Origin of the sequence: Leptothrix cholodnii SP-6 (genome assembly GCF_000019785.1) — a bacterium.
Taxonomy (GTDB): Bacteria; Pseudomonadota; Gammaproteobacteria; order Burkholderiales; family Burkholderiaceae_C; genus Sphaerotilus; species Sphaerotilus cholodnii.
Genome location: NC_010524.1, coordinates 1526145 through 1544037, shown reverse-complemented (window position 1 = coordinate 1544037; position 17893 = coordinate 1526145). Strand labels below are relative to the sequence as shown.

The window sequence follows — 17893 nt, the reverse complement described above, 5'->3', positions numbered from 1 at the left end:
GCGGCGGGGCTCATTCGCCATCACGCGAACGGTCGGCGATGGCGGCGAAATCGTCGAGGCAGGCCACGAAGGCATCGACCACGTCCGGATCGAAATGGCGGCCCCGTCCGTCGACGATCACGTCGTGCGCCTCGGCGATCGACAGCGGCTTCTTGTAGGGACGGGTCGAAATCAGCGCGTCGAACACGTCGGCCACCGCCATCAGGCGCGCCGACACCGGGATCGCATCGCCGGCCAGGCCGTCGGGATAACCGCTGCCGTCCCATTTTTCGTGGTGCCAATGGGCGATCTCCTTGGCCACGGCGAGAAACTCGAGCGGCGCCTCGACGTCGTGTTCGGCCTGCTCGATGGCGTCGCTGCCGCGCTTGGCGTGGGTCTTCATGATGACCCATTCGTCCGCGGTGAGCTTGCCGGGCTTGAGCAGGATGTGGTCGGGGACGGCGACCTTGCCGATGTCGTGCAGCGGCGCCGACATGGTCAGCAGGTCGACGTAGCGGTCGCTGCGCGTGACGGCGAACCGCGGGTTGTCGCGCAGCGCGAGCGCCAGCCGCCGCACATAGCCCTGGGTGCGCAGGATGTGGTTGCCGGTCTCGGGATCGCGGGTCTCGGCCAGGTGCGCCAGCGCCCGGATGGTGACGCGCTGCGTCAGGTCGTTTTCGGCCATGCGCCGGGCCACCTCGGCTTCGAGCGCGGCGTTGCGGTCGGTCATCCAGTCGCGCGCCTGCTTGGCTTCGAGCTGGGTGCGCACCCGCGCCAGCACGATGGCCGGCTTGAGCGGCTTGGTGATGTAGTCGTTGGCGCCGAGCCGCAGGCCGCGGTCCTCGTCGGACGGATCGCTCAGCGCCGTGAGAAACACGACCGGCACGTCGTGGGTGCACGGGTTCTCACGCAGGCGGGCCAGCACGGCGTAGCCGTCGAGGCCCGGCATCATGACGTCGAGCAGGATCAGGTCGGGCCGGGGCGCGCCGTTGGCCATGCGCAGGCAGGCCGGGCCGGACGTGGCCGCCAGCACCCGGTAGTGCGGCCGCAGCAGCTCGGTGAGCACGAACAGGTTGTCGACATCGTCATCGACGATCAGGACGGTGGCGCGGGTGTCGGCTGTCATGCTGGCTGGGACCGGATGCGTTGAGAAGCGGTGGCGAACCACCCCACACGAGTCTACCGACCCGCCGGATCGAAACCCGCCGCCGAGGTTCCGGACGCCGTGAACATCACGTACGATGCTGCGCAACCCACGCCGCCCCAGCGTGGCACTGGAGAGCAACGAGATGGCCCCGGTAAAGATCGAGACGACACCCCCTGACCGCCTGCAGGGCGACGGCATGGAGGCCCTGCTGAGACGCCACGGGCGCAACCCGCACGCCCTGGTCCAGATCCTGCGCGAGGTGCAGGCCCACCAGACCTGGCTGCCGCGCGACACCCTGAGCCTGCTGGCACATGAACTGGGCCTGACGCTGGCCCACGTGGAGGGCGTGGCCAGCTTCTACCGCTTCTTCCACATGCAGCCGGTCGGTGAGTACCGACTTCTGCTGAGCGACAACATCACCGACCGCATGCTCGGCAGCGAGGCGCTGCTGGCCGACCTGTGCCAGCAGCTGCGCGTCGAGCCCGGCCGGATGCGCGCCGACGGCCGCGTCAGCGTGGCACGCAGTTCGTGCACCGGCCTGTGCGACCAGGGACCGGCGCTGCTGGTCAACCACCACCACGTCATCACCCGGCTCGACGCGCAGCGGGTGGCGCGCATCGCCGAGCTGATCGAGGCCCGCACGCCGGTGGCGGCGTGGCCGGCCGAATGGTTCGAGGTGGTCGACAACATCCACCGCGCCGATGTGCTGCTCGGCACCCCGCAGGCACCCGGCGTGGCGCTGGCGGCGGCGCTGGCGCGGGGCTGGCAGGCGCTGCTCGACGAGGTCAAGCAGTCCAACCTGCGTGGCCGCGGCGGCGCGGGCTACCAGACCGGCCGCAAGTGGGAGCTGTGCCGCGAGGCGCCCGGCAACACGCCCGACAACACCCACTACGTCGTCTGCAACGCCGACGAGGGCGAGCCCGGCACCTTCAAGGACCGGGTGCTTCTGAGCCGCTACGCCGACTCGCTGTTCGAGGGCATGACGATCGCCGGCTTCGCGATCGGCGCGCGCCAGGGTTTCGTCTACCTGCGCGGCGAGTACCGCTACCTGCTGGAGCCGCTGCAGGCCGTGCTGCAGCGCCGCCGCGAAGCGAATCTGCTCGGTGCGGCGATCCAGGGCCGCGAGGGCTTCGATTTCGACATCGACATCCACGTCGGCGCCGGCGCCTATGTGTGCGGCGAAGAGTCGGCGCTGATCGAGTCGCTGGAAGGCAAACGCGGCACGCCGCGCATCCGCCCGCCCTACCCGGTCGAACACGGCTACCTCGACGAGCCGACCATCGTCAACAACGTCGAGACCTACTGCGCCGTCACCCACATCGCCGTGCACGGCGCGGCCTGGTGGGCCGGCATCGGCACGCCCAAGTCGACCGGCACCAAGATCCATTCGGTGTCGGGCGACTGCGAGCGGCCCGGCATCTACGAATACCCGTACGGCACCCGCATCGGCCGCATCCTCGAGGACTGCGGCGCGCGCGACACGCAGGCGGTGCAAGTCGGCGGGCCGTCGGGCGTGTGCCTGTCGGCCTTCGAGTTCGGCCGGCGCATCGCGTTTGAAGACGTGCCGACCGCCGGCGCCTTCATGGTGTTCGACCGCTCGCGCGATATGTTCGAGGTGGCGCGCAACTTCGCCCAGTTCTTCGCCCACGAGAGCTGCGGCTTCTGCACGCCGTGCCGCGTCGGCACCGCGCTGGTCGTCAAGCGCATGGACAAGCTGGCCGCCGGCCAGGGTTCGCGGCATGACGTGGACGTGCTGTTCGAGCTCGACAAGCTGATGCACACGGCCACCCACTGCGGCCTGGGCGGCGCCGCCTGCAACCCGCTGCGCGACACCATCGCCAAGTTCCGGCCGGCCTACGAACAGCGGCTCACATCGCTGTACTTCGAACCGGCTTTCAGCCTCGACGCCGAACTGTCGATCGCCCGGCAGATGACCGGCCGCGACGACCCCGCTTCGCACCTGGAGATTGTGGAATGAGCACCAGCTTCACGCTTGATGGCAACGACGTGCCGTTCACGCCGGGCGAGACCGTGCTCGAGGCGGCGCGCAACGCCGGGCACTACATCCCGCACCTGTGCTGGCACCCGGAGTTCTCGCCGCACGGCTCGTGCCGGCTGTGCACCGTCAAGGTCAACGGCCGGCCCGGTGCCGCGTGCACGCTCAAGGCCGAGCCGGGCCAGCTGGTCGAGAGCGACACCGAGGAGCTCAACGGCCACCGCAAGACGCTGCTGCAGATGCTGTTCGTCGAGGGCAACCACTTCTGCCCGTCGTGCGAAAAAAGCGGCAACTGCCTGCTGCAGGCCACCGCCTACCAGATGCACATGGAGGGGCCGCACTTCGAGGAGTTCTACCCGGATCGCCCGGTCGACGCCAGCCACCCACACATCCTGCTCGACTTCAACCGCTGCATCCTGTGCGGCCTGTGCGTGCGCGCCAGCGCCGAGGTCGACGGCAAGAGCATCTTCGCGATCGCCGGCAACAGCCTGGGCGCGCACCTGGTGGTCAACAGCGAGAGTGGCAAGCTCGGCGATACGGACATGGCGCTGGCCGACCGCGCCGCCAGCATCTGCCCGGTGGGCGTGATCCTGCCCAAGCGGCGCGGCTTCGTGATCCCGATCGGCGAGCGGCGTTATGACGTCGCGACCGTCGATCAGAACGGCCAGCAGGAGCTGCCATGAACTCGCTCAAACCCCTCTACCCGACGCACCAGCCGCGCAAGCTGAAGGTCGCGACCGTCTCGCTGGCGGGCTGCTTCGGCTGCCACATGTCGTTTCTCGACATCGACGAGCGGCTGCTGGAGCTGATCGAGCACATCGAGTTCGACCGCTCGCCGCTGACCGACATCAAGCAGATCGGCCACTGCGACCTCGGCCTGATCGAGGGCGGGCTGTGCAACTCCGAGAACGTGGTGGTGCTCAAGGAGTTTCGCGCCCACTGCAAGACCCTCGTAGCGGTGGGCGCCTGCGCGATCAACGGCGGCCTGCCGGCGCAGCGCAACCACCTCGACCTGGCGCAGATGCTGCACGACGTCTATCAGAGCCGCCCCGGCATGACCGTCGGCAGCGTGATCCCCAACGACCCCGAGCTGCCGCTGCCGCTCAACAAGGTGCACCCGATCCACGAGGTGGTGCACGTCGACTACTTCCTGCCCGGCTGCCCACCTTCGGCCGACGCGTTCTGGCAGTTCCTGACCGACCTGATGGCGGGCCGCACGCCGCATCTGGGCCACGGTCTGATGCATTACGACTGATGGCCCACCCCCGTAGCGCCTGCGGCGCTCCCCCCTCGAGGGGGCGCAGCCAGCGGCCCGGCAGAGCCGGATCCGCGGCCGCTGCCGGGTTGCGGCACACCGACGCGTCAAGGAAGCACGCAGACACCAAGGAGCACTCGCAATGAGCTTTGACCTGGAAACCGCCGCCGCGCCGCAAGGCCTGCGCCGCGTCGCCATCGACCCCGTCTCGCGCGTGGAAGGCCACGGCAAGGTGACGATCCTGCTTGACGACCACAACCGCGTGCAGCAGGTGCGGCTGCACATCGTCGAGTTCCGCGGCTTCGAGAAGTTCATCGAAGGCCGGCCGTACTGGGAGGTGCCGGTGATGGTGCAGCGCCTGTGCGGCATCTGCCCGGTGTCGCACCACCTGGCCGCCGCCAAGGCGATGGACGTGGTGCTCGGCACGCAGCCGATCACGCGCAGCGCCGAGAAGATCCGCCGGCTGATGCATTACGGCCAGACGATGCAGTCGCACGCGCTGCACTTCTTCCATTTGTCGTCGCCCGACCTGCTGTTCGGCTTCGACTCGGCGGTGAACCTGCGCAACATCGTCGGCGTGGTGCAGGCGCACCCGGACGTCGCCAAGAAGGGCGTGCTGCTGCGCAAGTTCGGGCAGGAGGTGATCCGCGTCACCGCCGGTAAGCGCGTGCACGGCACCGGCGCGATTCCGGGTGGCATGAACAAGCATGTCAGCCGTGCCGACCGCGACATGCTGCGCCGTGACGTCGAGCAGATGATCGAGTGGGCGCAGGACGCCGTCACCATCGCCAAGCAGCTGCACGCACAGAACCCGGCGCTGTACGACAGCTTCGGCAGCTTCCGCTCCAACATGCTGTCTCTCGTGCGCGCGGACGGCGCGATGGACCTCTACGACGGCGTGCTGCGCGCGCGTGATGCCGCCGGCCAGATCATCATCGACGGCGCCAGCGACCAGAGCTACCTCGACCTGATCGAGGAAGAGGTGCGGCCCTGGACCTACATGAAGTTCCCGCACCTGCGCTCGCTCGGGCGCGAGGCCGGCTGGTATCGCGTCGGCCCGCTGGCGCGGGTGCAGAACTGCGATTTCATCCCCAGCCCGCTGGCCGAGGCCGAGCGCCGCGAGTTCATCGACTGGGGCAAGGGCGAGCCCATCCACGCCACGCTGGCCTACCACTGGGCCCGCATGATCGAGGTGCTGCACTCGGTGGAGGTGATCCGCGACCTGCTCGACGACCCCGACATCCTGGGCGGCGACCTGATGGCCACCGGCACCCGGCGTGGCGAAGGCGTGGGCATCATCGAGGCGCCACGCGGCACGCTGATCCACCACTACAAGGTGGGTGACGACGACCTCGTCACGCTGTGCAACCTGATCGTCTCGACCACGCACAACAACCAGGCCATGAACGAGGCAGTGCGCTCGGTGGCGCGCCAGTACCTCGACGGCCAGGAGCTGACCGAGGGCCTGCTCAACCACATCGAGGTGGCGATCCGCGCCTACGACCCGTGCCTGAGCTGCGCCACCCACGCGCTGGGCCAGATGCCGCTCGACGTGGTGCTGCAGGGCCCCAACGGCGAGCTGATCGACCACGTGCTGAAGTCGTCGACCGGCGAGCTGGTGCGCAACCTCGCGGCACCGGTGGGCCTGCCGGCGTGACGGCAACGTCGTCCGCACCCTTGCTCGTGTTCGGCTGGGGCAACGCCAGCCGGGGTGACGATGCGCTCGGGCCGCTGTTCATCGAGCGGCTCGGCGCGCTGGCCGAGGCCGATCCGGAAGTCGGCGGCCGCATCGAGTTTCTCGACGACTACCAGCTGCAGGTCGAACACGCGCTCGATCTGGTCGGCCGCGAGCGGGTGCTGTTCGTCGATGCCAGCCTGACGTGCAGCGCGCCGTTCGAGGTCACGACGCTGGCGCCTGCGCGTGATGTCACCTTCACCACGCACGCGATGTCGCCGACCTCGGTGATGCAGGTCTACCGCGACCTGCACCAGGCCGAGCCGCCGCCCTGCACGCTGCTGGCGATCAGCGGCACGCGCTTCGAGCTGGGCGAGCCGCCGAGCCCGTCCGCGCTCGACAACCTGGCCGCGGCGGTCGACTGGGCCCGCAGCTGGCTTGATCTGGGCCAGCACTGACGTTCCTGCTCGCGCGATACATTGACGAGCGGCCCCACGGGCCGCTTGTTTTCGTTCGAAGATCGACCATTTCCATGACTCAGAGAGGATCCCCATGAAGTCCATCCGTTCCCTCACCGCGCTGGCCGCTGCCGCCGTGCTGGCCGCCCTGTCCGGTTGCGCCACCGAGAGCTCGCAGACCCTGGCCGTGCAGCAGGTCGAAAGCGCCGCGCGCCCCTACACCGGTGTGCGCACGCCGGTGTCGATCGGCAAGTTCGACAACCGCTCCAGCTACATGCGCGGCATCTTCTCCGACGGCGTCGACCGCCTCGGCAGCCAGGCCAAGACCATCCTGATCACGCACCTGCAGCAGACCAACCGCTTCAACGTGCTGGACCGCGAGAACATGCAGGAAACCAAGCAGGAGGCCGGCCTCAAGGGCACCGCGCAGACGCTCAAGGGTGCCGACTACGTGGTCACCGGCGACGTCACCGAATTCGGCCGCAAGGAGGTCGGCGACCACCAGCTGTTCGGCATCCTCGGCCGCGGCAAGCAGCAGATCGCCTACGCCAAGGTCAACCTCAACATCGTCAAGACCAGCACCGCCGAGGTGGTGTATTCGAGCCAGGGCGCGGCCGAATACAGCCTGTCCAACCGCGAGGTGATCGGCTTCGGCGGCACCGCCAGCTACGACTCCACGCTCAACGGCAAGGTGCTCGACCTGGCCATCCGCGACGCCGTCAACAAGCTCTCGGCGGCGGTCGATTCGGGTGCATGGAAACCGGCCCAATGAGCAAGCACACACTGATCCGGCCGCTCGCCTGGGCGGCCCTGCTCGGCACCAGCCTGCTGGCCTGCGGCTGCGTCAACCGCCCGCCCTCGCTCTACGAATGGGGTGGCTATCAGCCGCAGGTCTACGAGTACTTCAAGTCCGACAGCAAGGGCCCCGAAGCCCAGGCCAGCGTGCTCGAGGCCGACCTGCAGAAGATCGCCGCCAAGGGTGCCAAGCCGCCACCGGGCTACCACGCCCACCTGGGCCTGCTGTACGCCAACATGGGCCGCGACGACCAGGCCGTACAGTCCTTCCAGGCCGAGAAGGCGCTGTTCCCGGAAGCGGCGCACTACATGGACTTCCTGCTGGTCAAGGGCAAGGACAAGGACAAGAAATGAGCCACACCGCCATCCCATCCGCGGCCCTCGTGAAGGGGTTCGTGCTGGCCTGCGCCGCCGCGCTGCTGGCCGGCTGCGCCACGCCGCCGACCTTCGACTACACCGCCTACCGGGGCAGCCGCCCGCAGTCGATCCTGGTGCTGCCGCCGGTCAACAACTCGCCCGACGTCAACGCCACGTTCAGCGTGCTGTCGCAGGTGACACATCCGCTGGCCGAGTCGGGCTACTACGTGATGCCGGTCAGCCTGGTGGCCGAGACCTTCAAGCAGAACGGTGTCTCCGAGCCGGCCGAGATGCACGCGATCGACCGCGCCAAGCTGCGCGAGATCTTCGGCGCCGACGCCGCGCTCTACCTCACGGTGACGAAATACGGCACCACCTACATGGTGTTCGACAGCGCCGCCGTGGTGTCGGCCAGCGCCCGGCTGGTCGACCTGAAGACCGGCCAGGAGCTCTGGAGCGGCTCGGCCACCGCCTCGAGTTCGGAGCAGAACAACAACAACCAGGGCGGACTGGTCGGCCTGCTGGTCACGGCGGTGGTCAAGCAGATCATGCACAGCGTGGTCGACAGCAGCCACCCGGTGGCCGGCATCGCCAGCCAGCGCCTGCTGTCGGCGGGGCGGCCGAACGGCATGCTGTACGGGCCGCATTCGCCCAACTACGGCAAGGACTGAGCGACGTGCCATGATGGCGCGGGCGGCCGCGCCATCACACCGCTCGCCACGATCGCCCGTCCGGCGCGGTCGTGGCACAAGGAGACCCGTTTGGACAACACCCGTTTCGATCTGCCGCGTTACCTGGCGGTGCTGCCGCTGTTCCAGGAAATGACACCGGCCGAGCTGCAGCGCCTGGCCGAAGGCTGCCGACTGCGCCGCATGGTGCGTGGCGACAACATCTTCCGCATCGGCGAGCCGTGCGAGGAGTTCCACGTCACGGTGATGGGACAGGTCAAGCTGTACGCGATCTCGCCGGCCGGCCAGGAAAAGGTCATCGAGCTGATCGGCCCCGGCAACAGCTTCGCCGAGGCGCTGATGTTCACCGGCAAGCCCTACATCATCAACGCCCAGGCACTCAGCGACACGCTGCTGCTGAGCGTGGGCAAGGCCGCGGTGCTCGGCGAGATCGAGCGCGACTCGCGCTTCGCGATGCGCATGCTGGCGGGCATCTCGCGGCGCCTGCACGGCCTCGTGCACGACGTGCAGGCCTATGCGCTGCACAGCGGCATGCAGCGCGTGATCGGCTACCTGCTGCGCGACCTGCCCGAAGAAGGCGACGACGCTGCCGAGATGACGCTGGCCGGTGCCGGCTGTGCGCCGATGTGCAAGGACGAATCTGTGCCGCCGCGCGAGCTGCGCGTGTCGCTGCCGGTCAGCAAGGCGACGATCGCCTCGCGCCTGTCGCTGACGCCCGAATACTTCTCGCGCGTGCTGCACGAGCTCGAAGGCGCCGGCCTGATCCAGATCGACAAGCGCGAGATCTGCATCCCCGACCCGGGCCGGCTGGCGCGCCACAACATGCAGTAGGCGCTTGGCCCGAACAGAAAAGCGGGCCAGGCCCGCTTTGTTTCGTGTGGTCAGGAGAAGAAGCTCATTTCTTCTCGTCCTTCATCTTCTTGCATTCTTCGCGGGTGTCGTCCTTCTTGCAGTCCTTCGGTGCACCACCATGCGAACCAGCGAACGACCCCACGGAGATGCTGGCCATGAAGGCGGCAATCAGGAACGGTACGAACTTGCTCATCGGTGAATCCTTCGGCAGTTGAATGACGCAACGCACGGCGATGTGCGTGTCACTAATATAGCCACGCATGACCCTTCGCCGTTTCACATTGTGTCTGCGGGGCTTTTGCGGCCAGCCATCGACGGCAGCGGGACTGCTGCTGTCGACCGCGATGGCGGTCACGGTGCAGGCCGCACCCCGCACCCCCACCGACGACGCCGAGGTGCTGGAGCGCCTGCCACTGCGTGCGGGCAACAGCGCCCAGCGTGAACTCGCCGCGCTGCGTGCGCAGGCACGCGACAACCCTGCCGATGCCGACACCGCCGTGCGGTTGGCCGAACGCTATTTCGACCAGGCGATGGCGTCGGGGGATCCGCGTCACGTCGGTCATGCCGAAGCGGTGCTGAACAAGGTCAAGGGGCCGCCATCGGCCGCACGGCTGGCGATCCAGGGCCAGCTGCTGCAATACCGGCACGACTTCGACGAGGCCCTGCGCACCTTCGCCGCGGCGCTGGCGCTCGATCCCGAACGGGCCGAAGCCCACGCCTGGCGGGCCGCGATCTTTCTGGTCCAGGCCGACTACGCCCAGGCGCTCGGCGAATGCGAAGCCCTGCGCAGGCTCGAGCGCCCGGTCCTTCAAGCCGGCTGCACCGGCCTGGCGCAGGCCTATGGCGGCCAGCTGCTGGCCGGCGAGCGCACGCTCGCCAACGCCCTGGCCGACGCGGCACTGCCGGACAGCCGGCTCTGGCTGCTGACACGCCTGGGCGAAGTGGCCGCCTGGCGCGGCCAGCCCGCGCTGGCCGAGCGCCACTACCGCGCCGCGCTCGCGCTCGGCCTGGACGACAGCTACCTGCTCGCCGCCTGGTGCGATTTCCTGCTCGACCAGGGCCGGCCGGCCGAAGTGGTCCGCCAGCTCGCCGGCTGGGAAAACGCCGACCCGCTGCTGCTGCGACTGGCCGAGGCGGAGTCGGCGCTCGAGCTGCCGATGGCTGCCGCCCACGTGCGCATGCTCGGCGAGCGCTTCGCGGCCGCGGGGCAACGTGGCGACACCACCCATCGCGCCGAAGAGGCGCGCTATCAGCTCAGGCTGCGCAACGACCCCGCCCGCGCGGTGCAGCTGGCCCGCGCCAACTACGCCGTGCAGCGCGAACCGCGCGATGCCCGCATGCTGCTCGAAGCCGCCATCGCCGCCGGTGACGTGGCCGCCGCGCAGCCGGCGCTCGACTGGCTGCGCCGCAGCGGCTTCGAGGACGCCCACCTGCGCAAGCTGGCCGAAGCCGCCGCCCGCAGCCCTGCGGTGCAGAAGTCGGCGGTGACCCGATGACGCAGATGACACGCGACCTGCTGCACACGCTGATCCGCAGCTGGATCGCCGCCTGCCTGCTGTGCGGCGCCGGCCTGGCACTGGCGCACAAGGCCAGCGACAGCTACTACCGGCTCGACGTCGACGGCCAGGCCGTCACCGGCCAGCTCGACCTCGCCTTGCGCGACATCGACTTCGCGCTCGGCCTCGACACCGACGGCGACGGCACCATCACCTGGGGCGAGCTGCGCACACGCCGCGACGAACTGGCCGACTGGGCGCTGGCGCAGCTCTCGGTGCAGCGTGGCGGCGCCTGCACCCTGAGCGCCGGCGCGCTGATGGTCGACAGCCACACCGACGGCAGCTACGCGGTGCTGCCATTGAGCGCGCAATGCCCCGCCGCGACCGGCGACGTGACGCTCGGCTATCGCCTGCTGTTCGATCAGGACGCGCTGCACCGCGGCCTGCTGCGCCTGTCGCTCGACGGCGCCACGCGGACCGCGGTGTTCTCGCCCACCCTGACCGAACAGCACTTCGTGGCCGGCGCGGTGTCGCGCTGGACCCCGTTCCGGCAATACGTGATCGAGGGCGTGTGGCACATCTGGATCGGCTTCGACCACGTGCTGTTCCTGCTCGCCCTGCTGCTGCCGGCGGTGCTGCTGTGGGACGGCCGCCAATGGCGCGGCGTCGCCCGGCTGGGCGCGGCCGGGCGCGAGGTGCTGGCGGTGATCACCTCCTTCACGCTGGCGCACTCGATCACGCTGAGCCTGGCCACGCTCGGCTGGGTCACGCTGCCATCGCGGCTGGTGGAGTCGGTGATCGCGCTGTCGGTCGTGCTGGCCGCGGCCAACAACCTCTATCCGATGGTGCAAGGCCGGCGCTGGATCGTGGCCTTCGCCTTCGGGCTGATCCACGGCTTCGGCTTTGCCAGCGTGCTGGGCGACCTGGGCCTGCCCCGCGAGGCGCTGGCGCTGTCGCTGCTGGGCTTCAATGTCGGCGTCGAACTCGGCCAGCTCGCCATCGTGGCGGTGTTCCTGCCGCTGGCCTACGGCCTGCGCGACACCGACACCTACCGCATCGGCATCTTCCGGGCCGGCTCCTGGGCCACCCTGGTGGTGGCCGCCGTCTGGCTGTGCGAGCGCGCGCTGAACCTGCAGCTGATCACGGCCTGAGCACGCGCATCACGCGCCGCTCAATGCGACGTGCCTTCCGAGCGGCTGATCTTGTTCCAGACGTTGTACTTGCCCACCGGCTTGCTCATCGGCAGGCGCTTGACCTCCTTGAACGTGACGGCGTCGAAGACGACCAGCGCGCCGTCCAGCTCCCACACGCTGGCCAGCGCGTAGCGGCCATCCTTCGTGAACTCGATGTGCGCCAGCGTCTTGCCCGGCTCGCGCACGCTGGCCACCGGCGCGAGCGTGGTCTTGTCGATCAGCGTGAGCGTGTCGCGGGCGGTCGGGCTCATCATCGAATCGGTCCAGGCGTAACGCGAGTTCTCGTGGCTGCGCATGAAGAAGCCCGGGCCGGGCGTCGGGATGGTCTTGACCGGCTTCCAGGTCTTCATGTCGATCACGTCGATCGCCCCTCCCTTCAAGTTGGGGCTCGCCAGCACGGTGGTGCCGCCCCACGCGAAGGTGATGCCCGAGCCCAGGTGCGGCATGCCGGCGATCGGCAGTTCGGCGATCTTCTGGCGGATGTCGAGGTTGACGACCTGCGCGGTCGGCGTGCCGTCGCTTTTTGCTCGTGTCGCGCCGAGCACGTGGCGATAGCTCTGGTCGAAGAAGAAGTCGTCCAGCGGCTCGTCGAGCAGCGTGCGCCGCACGCCCTGATAACCGGGCTTGGCGATCGCCTCGCCCATCTTGTAGTCGTGCACGTAGCCGTCGTGGATGGGCTCGGCCTTCGGGTCGTAGGAGATCTCCCAGACCTCGGGGATGTCCTTCATCGCCACCACGAAACTCCTGCGCGGCGCAGCGTCGTAGACCGCCGACACGCGCGAGGCGCTCTTGCCGTCGAGCGTGCTGGCATCGAAGCTCTTGACCAGGTTCAGATCGGCATCGAACAGCGCCAGCTTGCGCGGCAGGTAGTTGGCCGCCATCACCCAGCGGCCGTCGCCGCTGACTGCCACGTTGCGCATGTTCAGGCCGGCGCGCACCTCGGCCACCACGGTCAGGTTCCAGAGGTCGTACTTGGTGATCCAGCCGTCGCGCGAGCCGAAGAACACGAAGCGGCCGTCGGGCGTGAACTTCGGCCCGCCGTGCAGCGCGTAGCGGCTGGCGAAGCGGTGGATGACCTCGAAGCGGTCGCCGTCGAGCAGCGACACGTGATGGTCGCCCCCCTCCACCACCACGAACAGGTTCATCGGGTCGGCCCGCCACACCGGCTTGTTCGGCAGGCCCTGCGCGTCGGGCGTCTCGACGCGCGAGGCGCGGATGTCGGCCTCGGCCCAAGTCGGAGATGGGCTCACCGGGCGGTAGATCCAGCCGGCCAGCGCGTCGATCTGCTCGGCCGACAGCGTGGCGCCGAAGGCCGGCATCTGCGTGGCGGTGCGGCCTTGCGTGATGACCTTCTTCGCCTCGGCCGGTCGCAGCCGCTCCAGGCTTTCGGGCAGCAGCGCCGGGCCCATGCTGCCGGTGCGCTGGGCACCGTGGCAGGCGGCGCAATGCTGGTCGAACAGCGCCGACGCATCGACCGCCAGGCTGGGTGTGCCGAGGCCGCCCAGCAAGGCGACACAGGCCAGTGCGAAGAGATTCGGAAGACGAGGCAGCTTCATGGGCACCACTCTAGGCAGGACAGGCGGTGGTGGCCTTGATCTTGTTTAGGTTTGTGGAGGTAGGCGGGCCGAGGCGTGGGGAGGGGGTGAGGAGCGGAGAACGACCCGAACACGCCGTTTGGCGATTTCTGCAGACTGTCCAGGTTCGGGAATGAGGCCGGCGCGGCCACTCAGTTCGCAGCGGCGGTCTCCGGCACCTTGTCCAGCCAGCCCAGCAGCACCGCATAGAGCGCCTCCGGGTCGACGGGCTTGCTCACGAAGTCGTCCATGCCCGCCGCCAGGCACCTGGCCCTGTCCTCGCTGAAGGCGTTGGCGGTCATGGCAATGATCGGCAGGTTCTGCGTGGTCCGGGTCCTGCGAATCTCCTGCGACGCCTCCAGCCCGTCCATCCTGGGCATCTGCATGTCCATCAGCACCAGCCGGTACGGGTGGCTGGCCACTTTCGCCACCGCCTCCGCGCCGTCCTCGGCCAGGTCGACCACGAACCCCACTTCCTCGAGAAGGGCCTGCGCGACCTCGCGGTTGATATCGTTGTCCTCGACCACCAGCAGGCGCATGCCCGCATGGCGCGCCTTCAGGATCGCCGCCGCGGCCGGAGCCTTCGCGCCTCCATCGGTCGTCACGGGCTCCTGCGCCTTTCTCAGGCGCGCCATGAACCAGAACACGCTGCCTGCGCCCGGCGTGCTCGTGACGCCTGCGTTTCCCTTCATCAGTTCCGCCAGCTTCTTCGTGATCGCCAGCCCCAACCCGGTGCCTCCCGACCTGCGTGTCGTCGCGCTGTCTGCCTGCTGGAATGCCGAGAACAGATTGCCGATCGCGGCGTCGTCGATGCCGATGCCCGTGTCCTCGACCTCGAAACGCACCAGCACGTCCTCGGCGTGCTGCTCGACGAGCCGGGCACGCACAGTCACCGAGCCCGCGTCGGTGAACTTGATCGCGTTGTTGGCGTAGTTCAGCAGCGCCTGCTGCAGGCGGGTGGGATCGCCCACCAGGCTGCGCGGCATCCGGTCCACTTCGCTGGTCAGTCGCAGGCTCTTGGCCCGGGCCCGGTCGTCCAGCATCGACAGCGTGTTGGCGATGATCGACTCGACACGCAGCGGAATCTCCTCGAGCGTGAACTTTCCGGCGTCGATCTTCGAGAGGTCGAGGATCGCGTTGAGGATCTCCAGCAGGTGGGTGGCGGCGGCCTTGAGCTTGTCGAGCCGCTCGGTCTGTGCCGGCGGCAGGCCCGCCAGCCGGATCAGGTGCGACATGCCGACGATGGCATTGAGCGGCGTGCGGATCTCGTGGCTCATGTTGGCGAGGAAGGCGCTCTTCGCCACATTCGCCGCCTCGGCCCTGCGCGTGGCCTCGTTCAGCTGGGCGGTCCGTTCCCCGACCATCGCCTCCAGTCCCTGGCGATAGTCATCGAGCGTCTGCTCCGCGCGCTTGCGCTCGGTGATGTCGCGCAGCAGGAGAATGAAGTGCGCCGGACGATCGTCCGCCCCCGCCATCGCCGACATCGAGACTTCGAACCACCGTTGTTCCGCGCCGATGTCAATCGCGTAGGTGGCGCCGCGGCTCGACCCCGAGCGCGCGGCGTCCTCCAGGGCCTCATCGAGGACGCGGGCGGCCGGTTCCGGCACCACCTCGCGGAACGTCTTGCCCATGAACGCCGACGGGGAGGCGTACAGCTGGTCGGTGGCAGACGAACGGAATTCCTCGATCCGCCCGTCCCGGTCGATCCGGAACATCAGGTCGGGCAAGGCATCGAGCGTTGCTTCCAGCCGGATCGTGGTGTCTCGCAGCTTGTGTTCGGCCCGCTTGCGGCGCGCGTTCTGGACGGCCAGCGCAGCGACCAGCGCCGTCAGCACCAGGATCGCGGCAGAACCCGCGATGGCGGCGTTGCGGTACTCGTCCCACAGCGTGCGCGGGCGGTTCAGGAAGACGGTGCCGGCGGGGAGTTTCGCGGGATCGCCCCCCCAGCGTTCGAGTTGCGCCCAGTCGACCATCGGTTGTGCAGGCATTCCGGCCTCGGCCGCGCTGGCATCGAGCCGGCGTGCGCCGGAGAGGATGTCGAAACCGATTTCCCCGGTGCGTCGGCCGACCTCCTCGGGGACGACGACCGACCCCCCTGTCAGACCCTTCCAGATGTGCAGATCGTAGAGGCCCACCACCGGCGCATTGGCACGCTTGGCAACTGCGGTGGCCACTTCGGCCGGAAGAAGACGGCGCCCCGTCCGGTCATTGAAGTAGATGCCGAGCAGGACCAGGGTGTCGGGTGGCAGCGCCGAGACACGCTGCAGCATCTCCTCGTAGGACAACGCTGCCGCGGTCTCGATCTCCGGCTTGCCCGGCATGGCAGCCACCGCCTGCGCGACCTGCGCATGGAACAGGGGCTGTGCCTCGTCGGCACCGGTCACGACGAACAGACGCCGCGTGCGGGGAAAGAGCTCGAGCCCGAGGCGGATCGTGCCGTCGATGTCTGCCCGCTCGGTGATGTTCAGCACGGGATGGGGTGTTGCGCGCCAGGCCACGTCGGGCGTGGTGACGAAGTTGGTCAGTACGGGCGTCCCGGGCGGCACAAGGTCGTGGCCCTCCTGGGCCAGGAAATCCAGCGCCAACTGGTGCAGGACGATCACGATGCCCACATCGGACTTGCCGAGCTTGCCCCGCAGCACGTCTGCCAGCTCGGCACGCCATCGCGGATTCCTGTTGCGGGCGAGGTCGAGATGCTCGACGTAGATCTGCGCGCCGCCGATGCCCTTGCTCCTGAGGGACGCGACGGCTCCGGCAACCGTGAGGTCCGTTACCGGGGTCCCGTATTGCGTGCCGGACAGGATGAGGACGCTCTTGCCTTGCAGGCCCGGCTTGTCGGCCGGCGTCTGCCGGCGGGTGTCGCCGGAAGGCGGGTGAGCGGAATCGCCGTCCGCCGGCGCCAACGGCGATACCAGCGCGAGCAAGAGGGCGGTTGCGAACCGCCAGCGCAGGAGGCGACGGATGGGGGCAAAGAGCAGGGAAGAAGTCATCGACGTGCACCATGGCAGCCGGAAGGCGGGCGCGAGTTCTTCCAGTCTCACGAAGCTCCATGACGATGTCAACAAGACACGGGTGATCGGCTGCATCCCTCATTTTCTGCGCCTCACACTTGTGCGTGCCCTGACGTCGGGGCGAATGACGGCTCCCGGCCGACTTCGGCCCTGCCGGACTCACCCCGCCACCACCGGTACCCCGACCCTCTTGCGTCCACCACTGAACGCCGTCACCTTGACCCGCTCGCCGTTGCCGCTCACGCCGATTTCCGCGTCGCTCAGGTAGCAGCCCGGGTCTTCGGCCCAGGCGTTGCCGGTGAGCTGCTGGGCGCGCACGCGGGTGTTGCCGCCGCAGATGGCGAAGTGCGCGCAGCCGCCGCAGCGCCCGCCGACCGGCCGCCGCCTGGCCTTCAGTCCCGCCATCAGCGGGTCGGAGGTGTCGGCCCAGATGGCCGAGAACGGCCGCTCGCGCACGTTGCCCAGCGTGTGGTGCCACCACATGGTGTCGGGGTGCACGTTGCCGAGGTTGTCGATGTTGGCCACGTTCACGCCGCTGGAATTGCCGCCCCAGGCCACCAGCCGCTGGCGCAGCGACTCGTGCACCAGCGGGCTCAGATGCGGCAGGTGCTCGGCCACCCACTGCAGCAGGTACGGCCCGTCGGCGTCGTTGTTGCCGGTCACGTACTCCTCGTCCCGACCTTCCAGCGCAGCCTGCCAGGCGGTCTCGAACAGCAGGTCCATCGCCTCGCGGGTGGCGGCGAACTGGGCATCGCGGCCGCGGTGGATGTTGCCGCGGCCGGCGTAGTTGAGGTGCGAGAAGTAGAACTTGTCGACCTGCTCGTCGCGCATCAGCTGCAGCAGCGCCGGCAGGTCGTGCGCGTTCATCGCCGTCATCGTGAAACGCAGGCCGACCTTGACGCCGCGTGCGTGCAGCAGCCGCACGGCGGCCAGGCTGCGGTCGAAGGCACCGTCGAGGCGGCGGAACTTGTCGTGTGTTTCGCGCAGGCCGTCCAGGCTGATGCCGACGTAGTCGAAGCCGGCTGCGGCCACCCGGTCGGCCATCGGCTCGTCGATCAGCGTGCCGTTGGTCGACAGGCCGATGTAGAAGCGCATCGCCTTGGCGCGTGCGGCGATCTCGAAGATGTCCGGCCGCATCAGTGGCTCGCCGCCCGAGAGGATCAGCACCGGCACGTGGAATGCCTTGAGGTCGTCCATCACCGTGCCGACCTCGGCGCCCGACAGCTCGCCGCTGTATTCGTGATCGGCCGACAGCGCGTAGCAGTGCTGGCACGTCAGGTTGCAGCGCCGGATCAGGTTCCAGATCACGACCGGACCCGTCATGGAGCCCCCGGCCGCTGCGCGGCGGGGGGCCGGGTACACACCGCCGCGATGGGCTTGCGCGAGTTCGCGCATGTATTGGCTGATGCGGAACAT

At 68.8% G+C, this 17893-nt stretch carries 16 protein-coding genes; 11 read left to right on the top strand and 5 right to left on the bottom strand.

What is annotated here, in order from left to right:
• Positions 1 to 10 precede the first annotated feature (10 nt).
• Positions 11 to 1105 (bottom strand): response regulator, encoded by a 1095-nt coding sequence (locus LCHO_RS07295; protein ID WP_012346493.1) that lies wholly within the window; start codon positions 1103 to 1105, stop codon positions 11 to 13.
• Positions 1106 to 1268: 163 nt separating this feature from the next.
• Here LCHO_RS07295 and LCHO_RS07290 point away from each other — a divergent pair, with 163 nt between their 5' ends.
• From LCHO_RS07290 to LCHO_RS07250, 9 genes are all read left to right on the top strand, one after another.
• A complete protein-coding gene (locus LCHO_RS07290) occupies positions 1269 to 3104 on the top strand; it encodes an NAD(P)H-dependent oxidoreductase subunit E (RefSeq protein WP_050757466.1) in 1836 nt (611 codons plus the stop codon).
• Positions 3101 to 3805 (top strand): 2Fe-2S iron-sulfur cluster-binding protein, encoded by a 705-nt coding sequence (locus LCHO_RS07285; RefSeq protein ID WP_012346491.1) that lies wholly within the window; start codon positions 3101 to 3103, stop codon positions 3803 to 3805. Before LCHO_RS07290 ends, LCHO_RS07285 begins: the two co-directional genes overlap by 4 nt.
• Positions 3802 to 4377: an NADH-quinone oxidoreductase subunit B family protein gene (locus LCHO_RS07280; RefSeq protein ID WP_012346490.1), complete on the top strand. Its 576-nt coding sequence runs from the start codon at positions 3802 to 3804 to the stop codon at positions 4375 to 4377. The genes LCHO_RS07285 and LCHO_RS07280 overlap by 4 nt, the downstream gene beginning before the upstream one ends.
• Before the next feature lie 142 nt (positions 4378 to 4519).
• Positions 4520 to 6034 carry a Ni/Fe hydrogenase subunit alpha gene (locus LCHO_RS07275; RefSeq protein WP_012346489.1) on the top strand — a complete coding sequence of 505 codons (1515 nt, stop codon included), beginning with the start codon at positions 4520 to 4522 and terminating at the stop codon, positions 6032 to 6034.
• A 26-nt stretch (positions 6035 to 6060) separates the two neighbouring features.
• Entirely contained in the window at positions 6061 to 6510 is a 450-nt protein-coding gene (locus LCHO_RS07270; protein ID WP_223210546.1) for a hydrogenase maturation protease, read from the top strand.
• A 94-nt stretch (positions 6511 to 6604) separates the two neighbouring features.
• Positions 6605 to 7282 carry a CsgG/HfaB family protein gene (locus LCHO_RS07265; protein ID WP_012346487.1) on the top strand — a complete coding sequence of 226 codons (678 nt, stop codon included), beginning with the start codon at positions 6605 to 6607 and terminating at the stop codon, positions 7280 to 7282.
• Positions 7279 to 7659, top strand: a complete 381-nt coding sequence (locus LCHO_RS07260) for a DUF4810 domain-containing protein (RefSeq protein ID WP_012346486.1) — start codon at positions 7279 to 7281, stop codon at positions 7657 to 7659. Before LCHO_RS07265 ends, LCHO_RS07260 begins: the two co-directional genes overlap by 4 nt.
• On the top strand, positions 7656 to 8333 hold the full coding sequence (locus LCHO_RS07255) for a DUF799 domain-containing protein (protein WP_012346485.1): 678 nt from the start codon (positions 7656 to 7658) through the stop codon (positions 8331 to 8333). The genes LCHO_RS07260 and LCHO_RS07255 overlap by 4 nt, the downstream gene beginning before the upstream one ends.
• 90 nt (positions 8334 to 8423) lie before the next feature.
• On the top strand, positions 8424 to 9182 hold the full coding sequence (locus LCHO_RS07250; protein ID WP_012346484.1) for a Crp/Fnr family transcriptional regulator: 759 nt from the start codon (positions 8424 to 8426) through the stop codon (positions 9180 to 9182).
• Between the two features lie 64 nt (positions 9183 to 9246).
• Here the strand turns inward: LCHO_RS07250 and LCHO_RS23660 are convergent, their stop codons facing one another.
• Entirely contained in the window at positions 9247 to 9396 is a 150-nt protein-coding gene (locus LCHO_RS23660) for a hypothetical protein (protein ID WP_190274839.1), read from the bottom strand.
• 151 nt (positions 9397 to 9547) lie between these two features.
• On the opposite strand from LCHO_RS23660, the gene LCHO_RS07245 reads away from it, so the two are divergent.
• Positions 9548 to 10699, top strand: a complete 1152-nt coding sequence (locus LCHO_RS07245) for a tetratricopeptide repeat protein (protein WP_012346482.1) — start codon at positions 9548 to 9550, stop codon at positions 10697 to 10699.
• A complete protein-coding gene (locus LCHO_RS07240; protein WP_012346481.1) occupies positions 10696 to 11850 on the top strand; it encodes a HupE/UreJ family protein in 1155 nt (384 codons plus the stop codon). The genes LCHO_RS07245 and LCHO_RS07240 overlap by 4 nt, the downstream gene beginning before the upstream one ends.
• A 20-nt stretch (positions 11851 to 11870) precedes the next feature.
• On the opposite strand, the gene LCHO_RS07235 is transcribed toward LCHO_RS07240, so the two are convergent.
• From LCHO_RS07235 to nirJ, 3 genes are all read right to left on the bottom strand, one after another.
• Positions 11871 to 13448 (bottom strand): nitrite reductase, encoded by a 1578-nt coding sequence (locus LCHO_RS07235; protein ID WP_012346480.1) that lies wholly within the window; start codon positions 13446 to 13448, stop codon positions 11871 to 11873.
• A 170-nt stretch (positions 13449 to 13618) separates the two neighbouring features.
• Entirely contained in the window at positions 13619 to 16552 is a 2934-nt protein-coding gene (locus tag LCHO_RS22030) for a PAS domain-containing sensor histidine kinase (protein ID WP_083772695.1), read from the bottom strand.
• A gap of 84 nt (positions 16553 to 16636) precedes the next feature.
• Positions 16637 to 17893, bottom strand: a complete 1257-nt coding sequence (gene nirJ / locus LCHO_RS07225; RefSeq protein ID WP_012346478.1) for a heme d1 biosynthesis radical SAM protein NirJ — start codon at positions 17891 to 17893, stop codon at positions 16637 to 16639.

What these genes read in the sequence shown, in the direction of transcription:
- LCHO_RS07290 (WP_050757466.1), top strand. Translation starts at nt 1,269, where the DNA reads ATGGCCCCGGTAAAGATCGAGACGACACCCCCTGACCGCCTGCAGGGC.
- LCHO_RS07265 (WP_012346487.1), top strand. Translation starts at nt 6,605, where the DNA reads ATGAAGTCCATCCGTTCCCTCACCGCGCTGGCCGCTGCCGCCGTGCTG.
- LCHO_RS07235 (WP_012346480.1), bottom strand. Translation starts at nt 13,448, where the DNA reads ATGAAGCTGCCTCGTCTTCCGAATCTCTTCGCACTGGCCTGTGTCGCC.
- LCHO_RS07260 (WP_012346486.1), top strand. Translation starts at nt 7,279, where the DNA reads ATGAGCAAGCACACACTGATCCGGCCGCTCGCCTGGGCGGCCCTGCTC.
- LCHO_RS07255 (WP_012346485.1), top strand. Translation starts at nt 7,656, where the DNA reads ATGAGCCACACCGCCATCCCATCCGCGGCCCTCGTGAAGGGGTTCGTG.
- LCHO_RS07275 (WP_012346489.1), top strand. Translation starts at nt 4,520, where the DNA reads ATGAGCTTTGACCTGGAAACCGCCGCCGCGCCGCAAGGCCTGCGCCGC.
- LCHO_RS07285 (WP_012346491.1), top strand. Translation starts at nt 3,101, where the DNA reads ATGAGCACCAGCTTCACGCTTGATGGCAACGACGTGCCGTTCACGCCG.
- LCHO_RS07280 (WP_012346490.1), top strand. Translation starts at nt 3,802, where the DNA reads ATGAACTCGCTCAAACCCCTCTACCCGACGCACCAGCCGCGCAAGCTG.
- LCHO_RS23660 (WP_190274839.1), bottom strand. Translation starts at nt 9,396, where the DNA reads ATGAGCAAGTTCGTACCGTTCCTGATTGCCGCCTTCATGGCCAGCATC.
- LCHO_RS07245 (WP_012346482.1), top strand. Translation starts at nt 9,548, where the DNA reads ATGGCGGTCACGGTGCAGGCCGCACCCCGCACCCCCACCGACGACGCC.
- LCHO_RS07295 (WP_012346493.1), bottom strand. Translation starts at nt 1,105, where the DNA reads ATGACAGCCGACACCCGCGCCACCGTCCTGATCGTCGATGACGATGTC.
- nirJ (WP_012346478.1), bottom strand. Translation starts at nt 17,893, where the DNA reads ATGTTCCGCATCAGCCAATACATGCGCGAACTCGCGCAAGCCCATCGC.
- LCHO_RS22030 (WP_083772695.1), bottom strand. Translation starts at nt 16,552, where the DNA reads ATGCAGCCGATCACCCGTGTCTTGTTGACATCGTCATGGAGCTTCGTG.
- LCHO_RS07240 (WP_012346481.1), top strand. Translation starts at nt 10,696, where the DNA reads ATGACGCAGATGACACGCGACCTGCTGCACACGCTGATCCGCAGCTGG.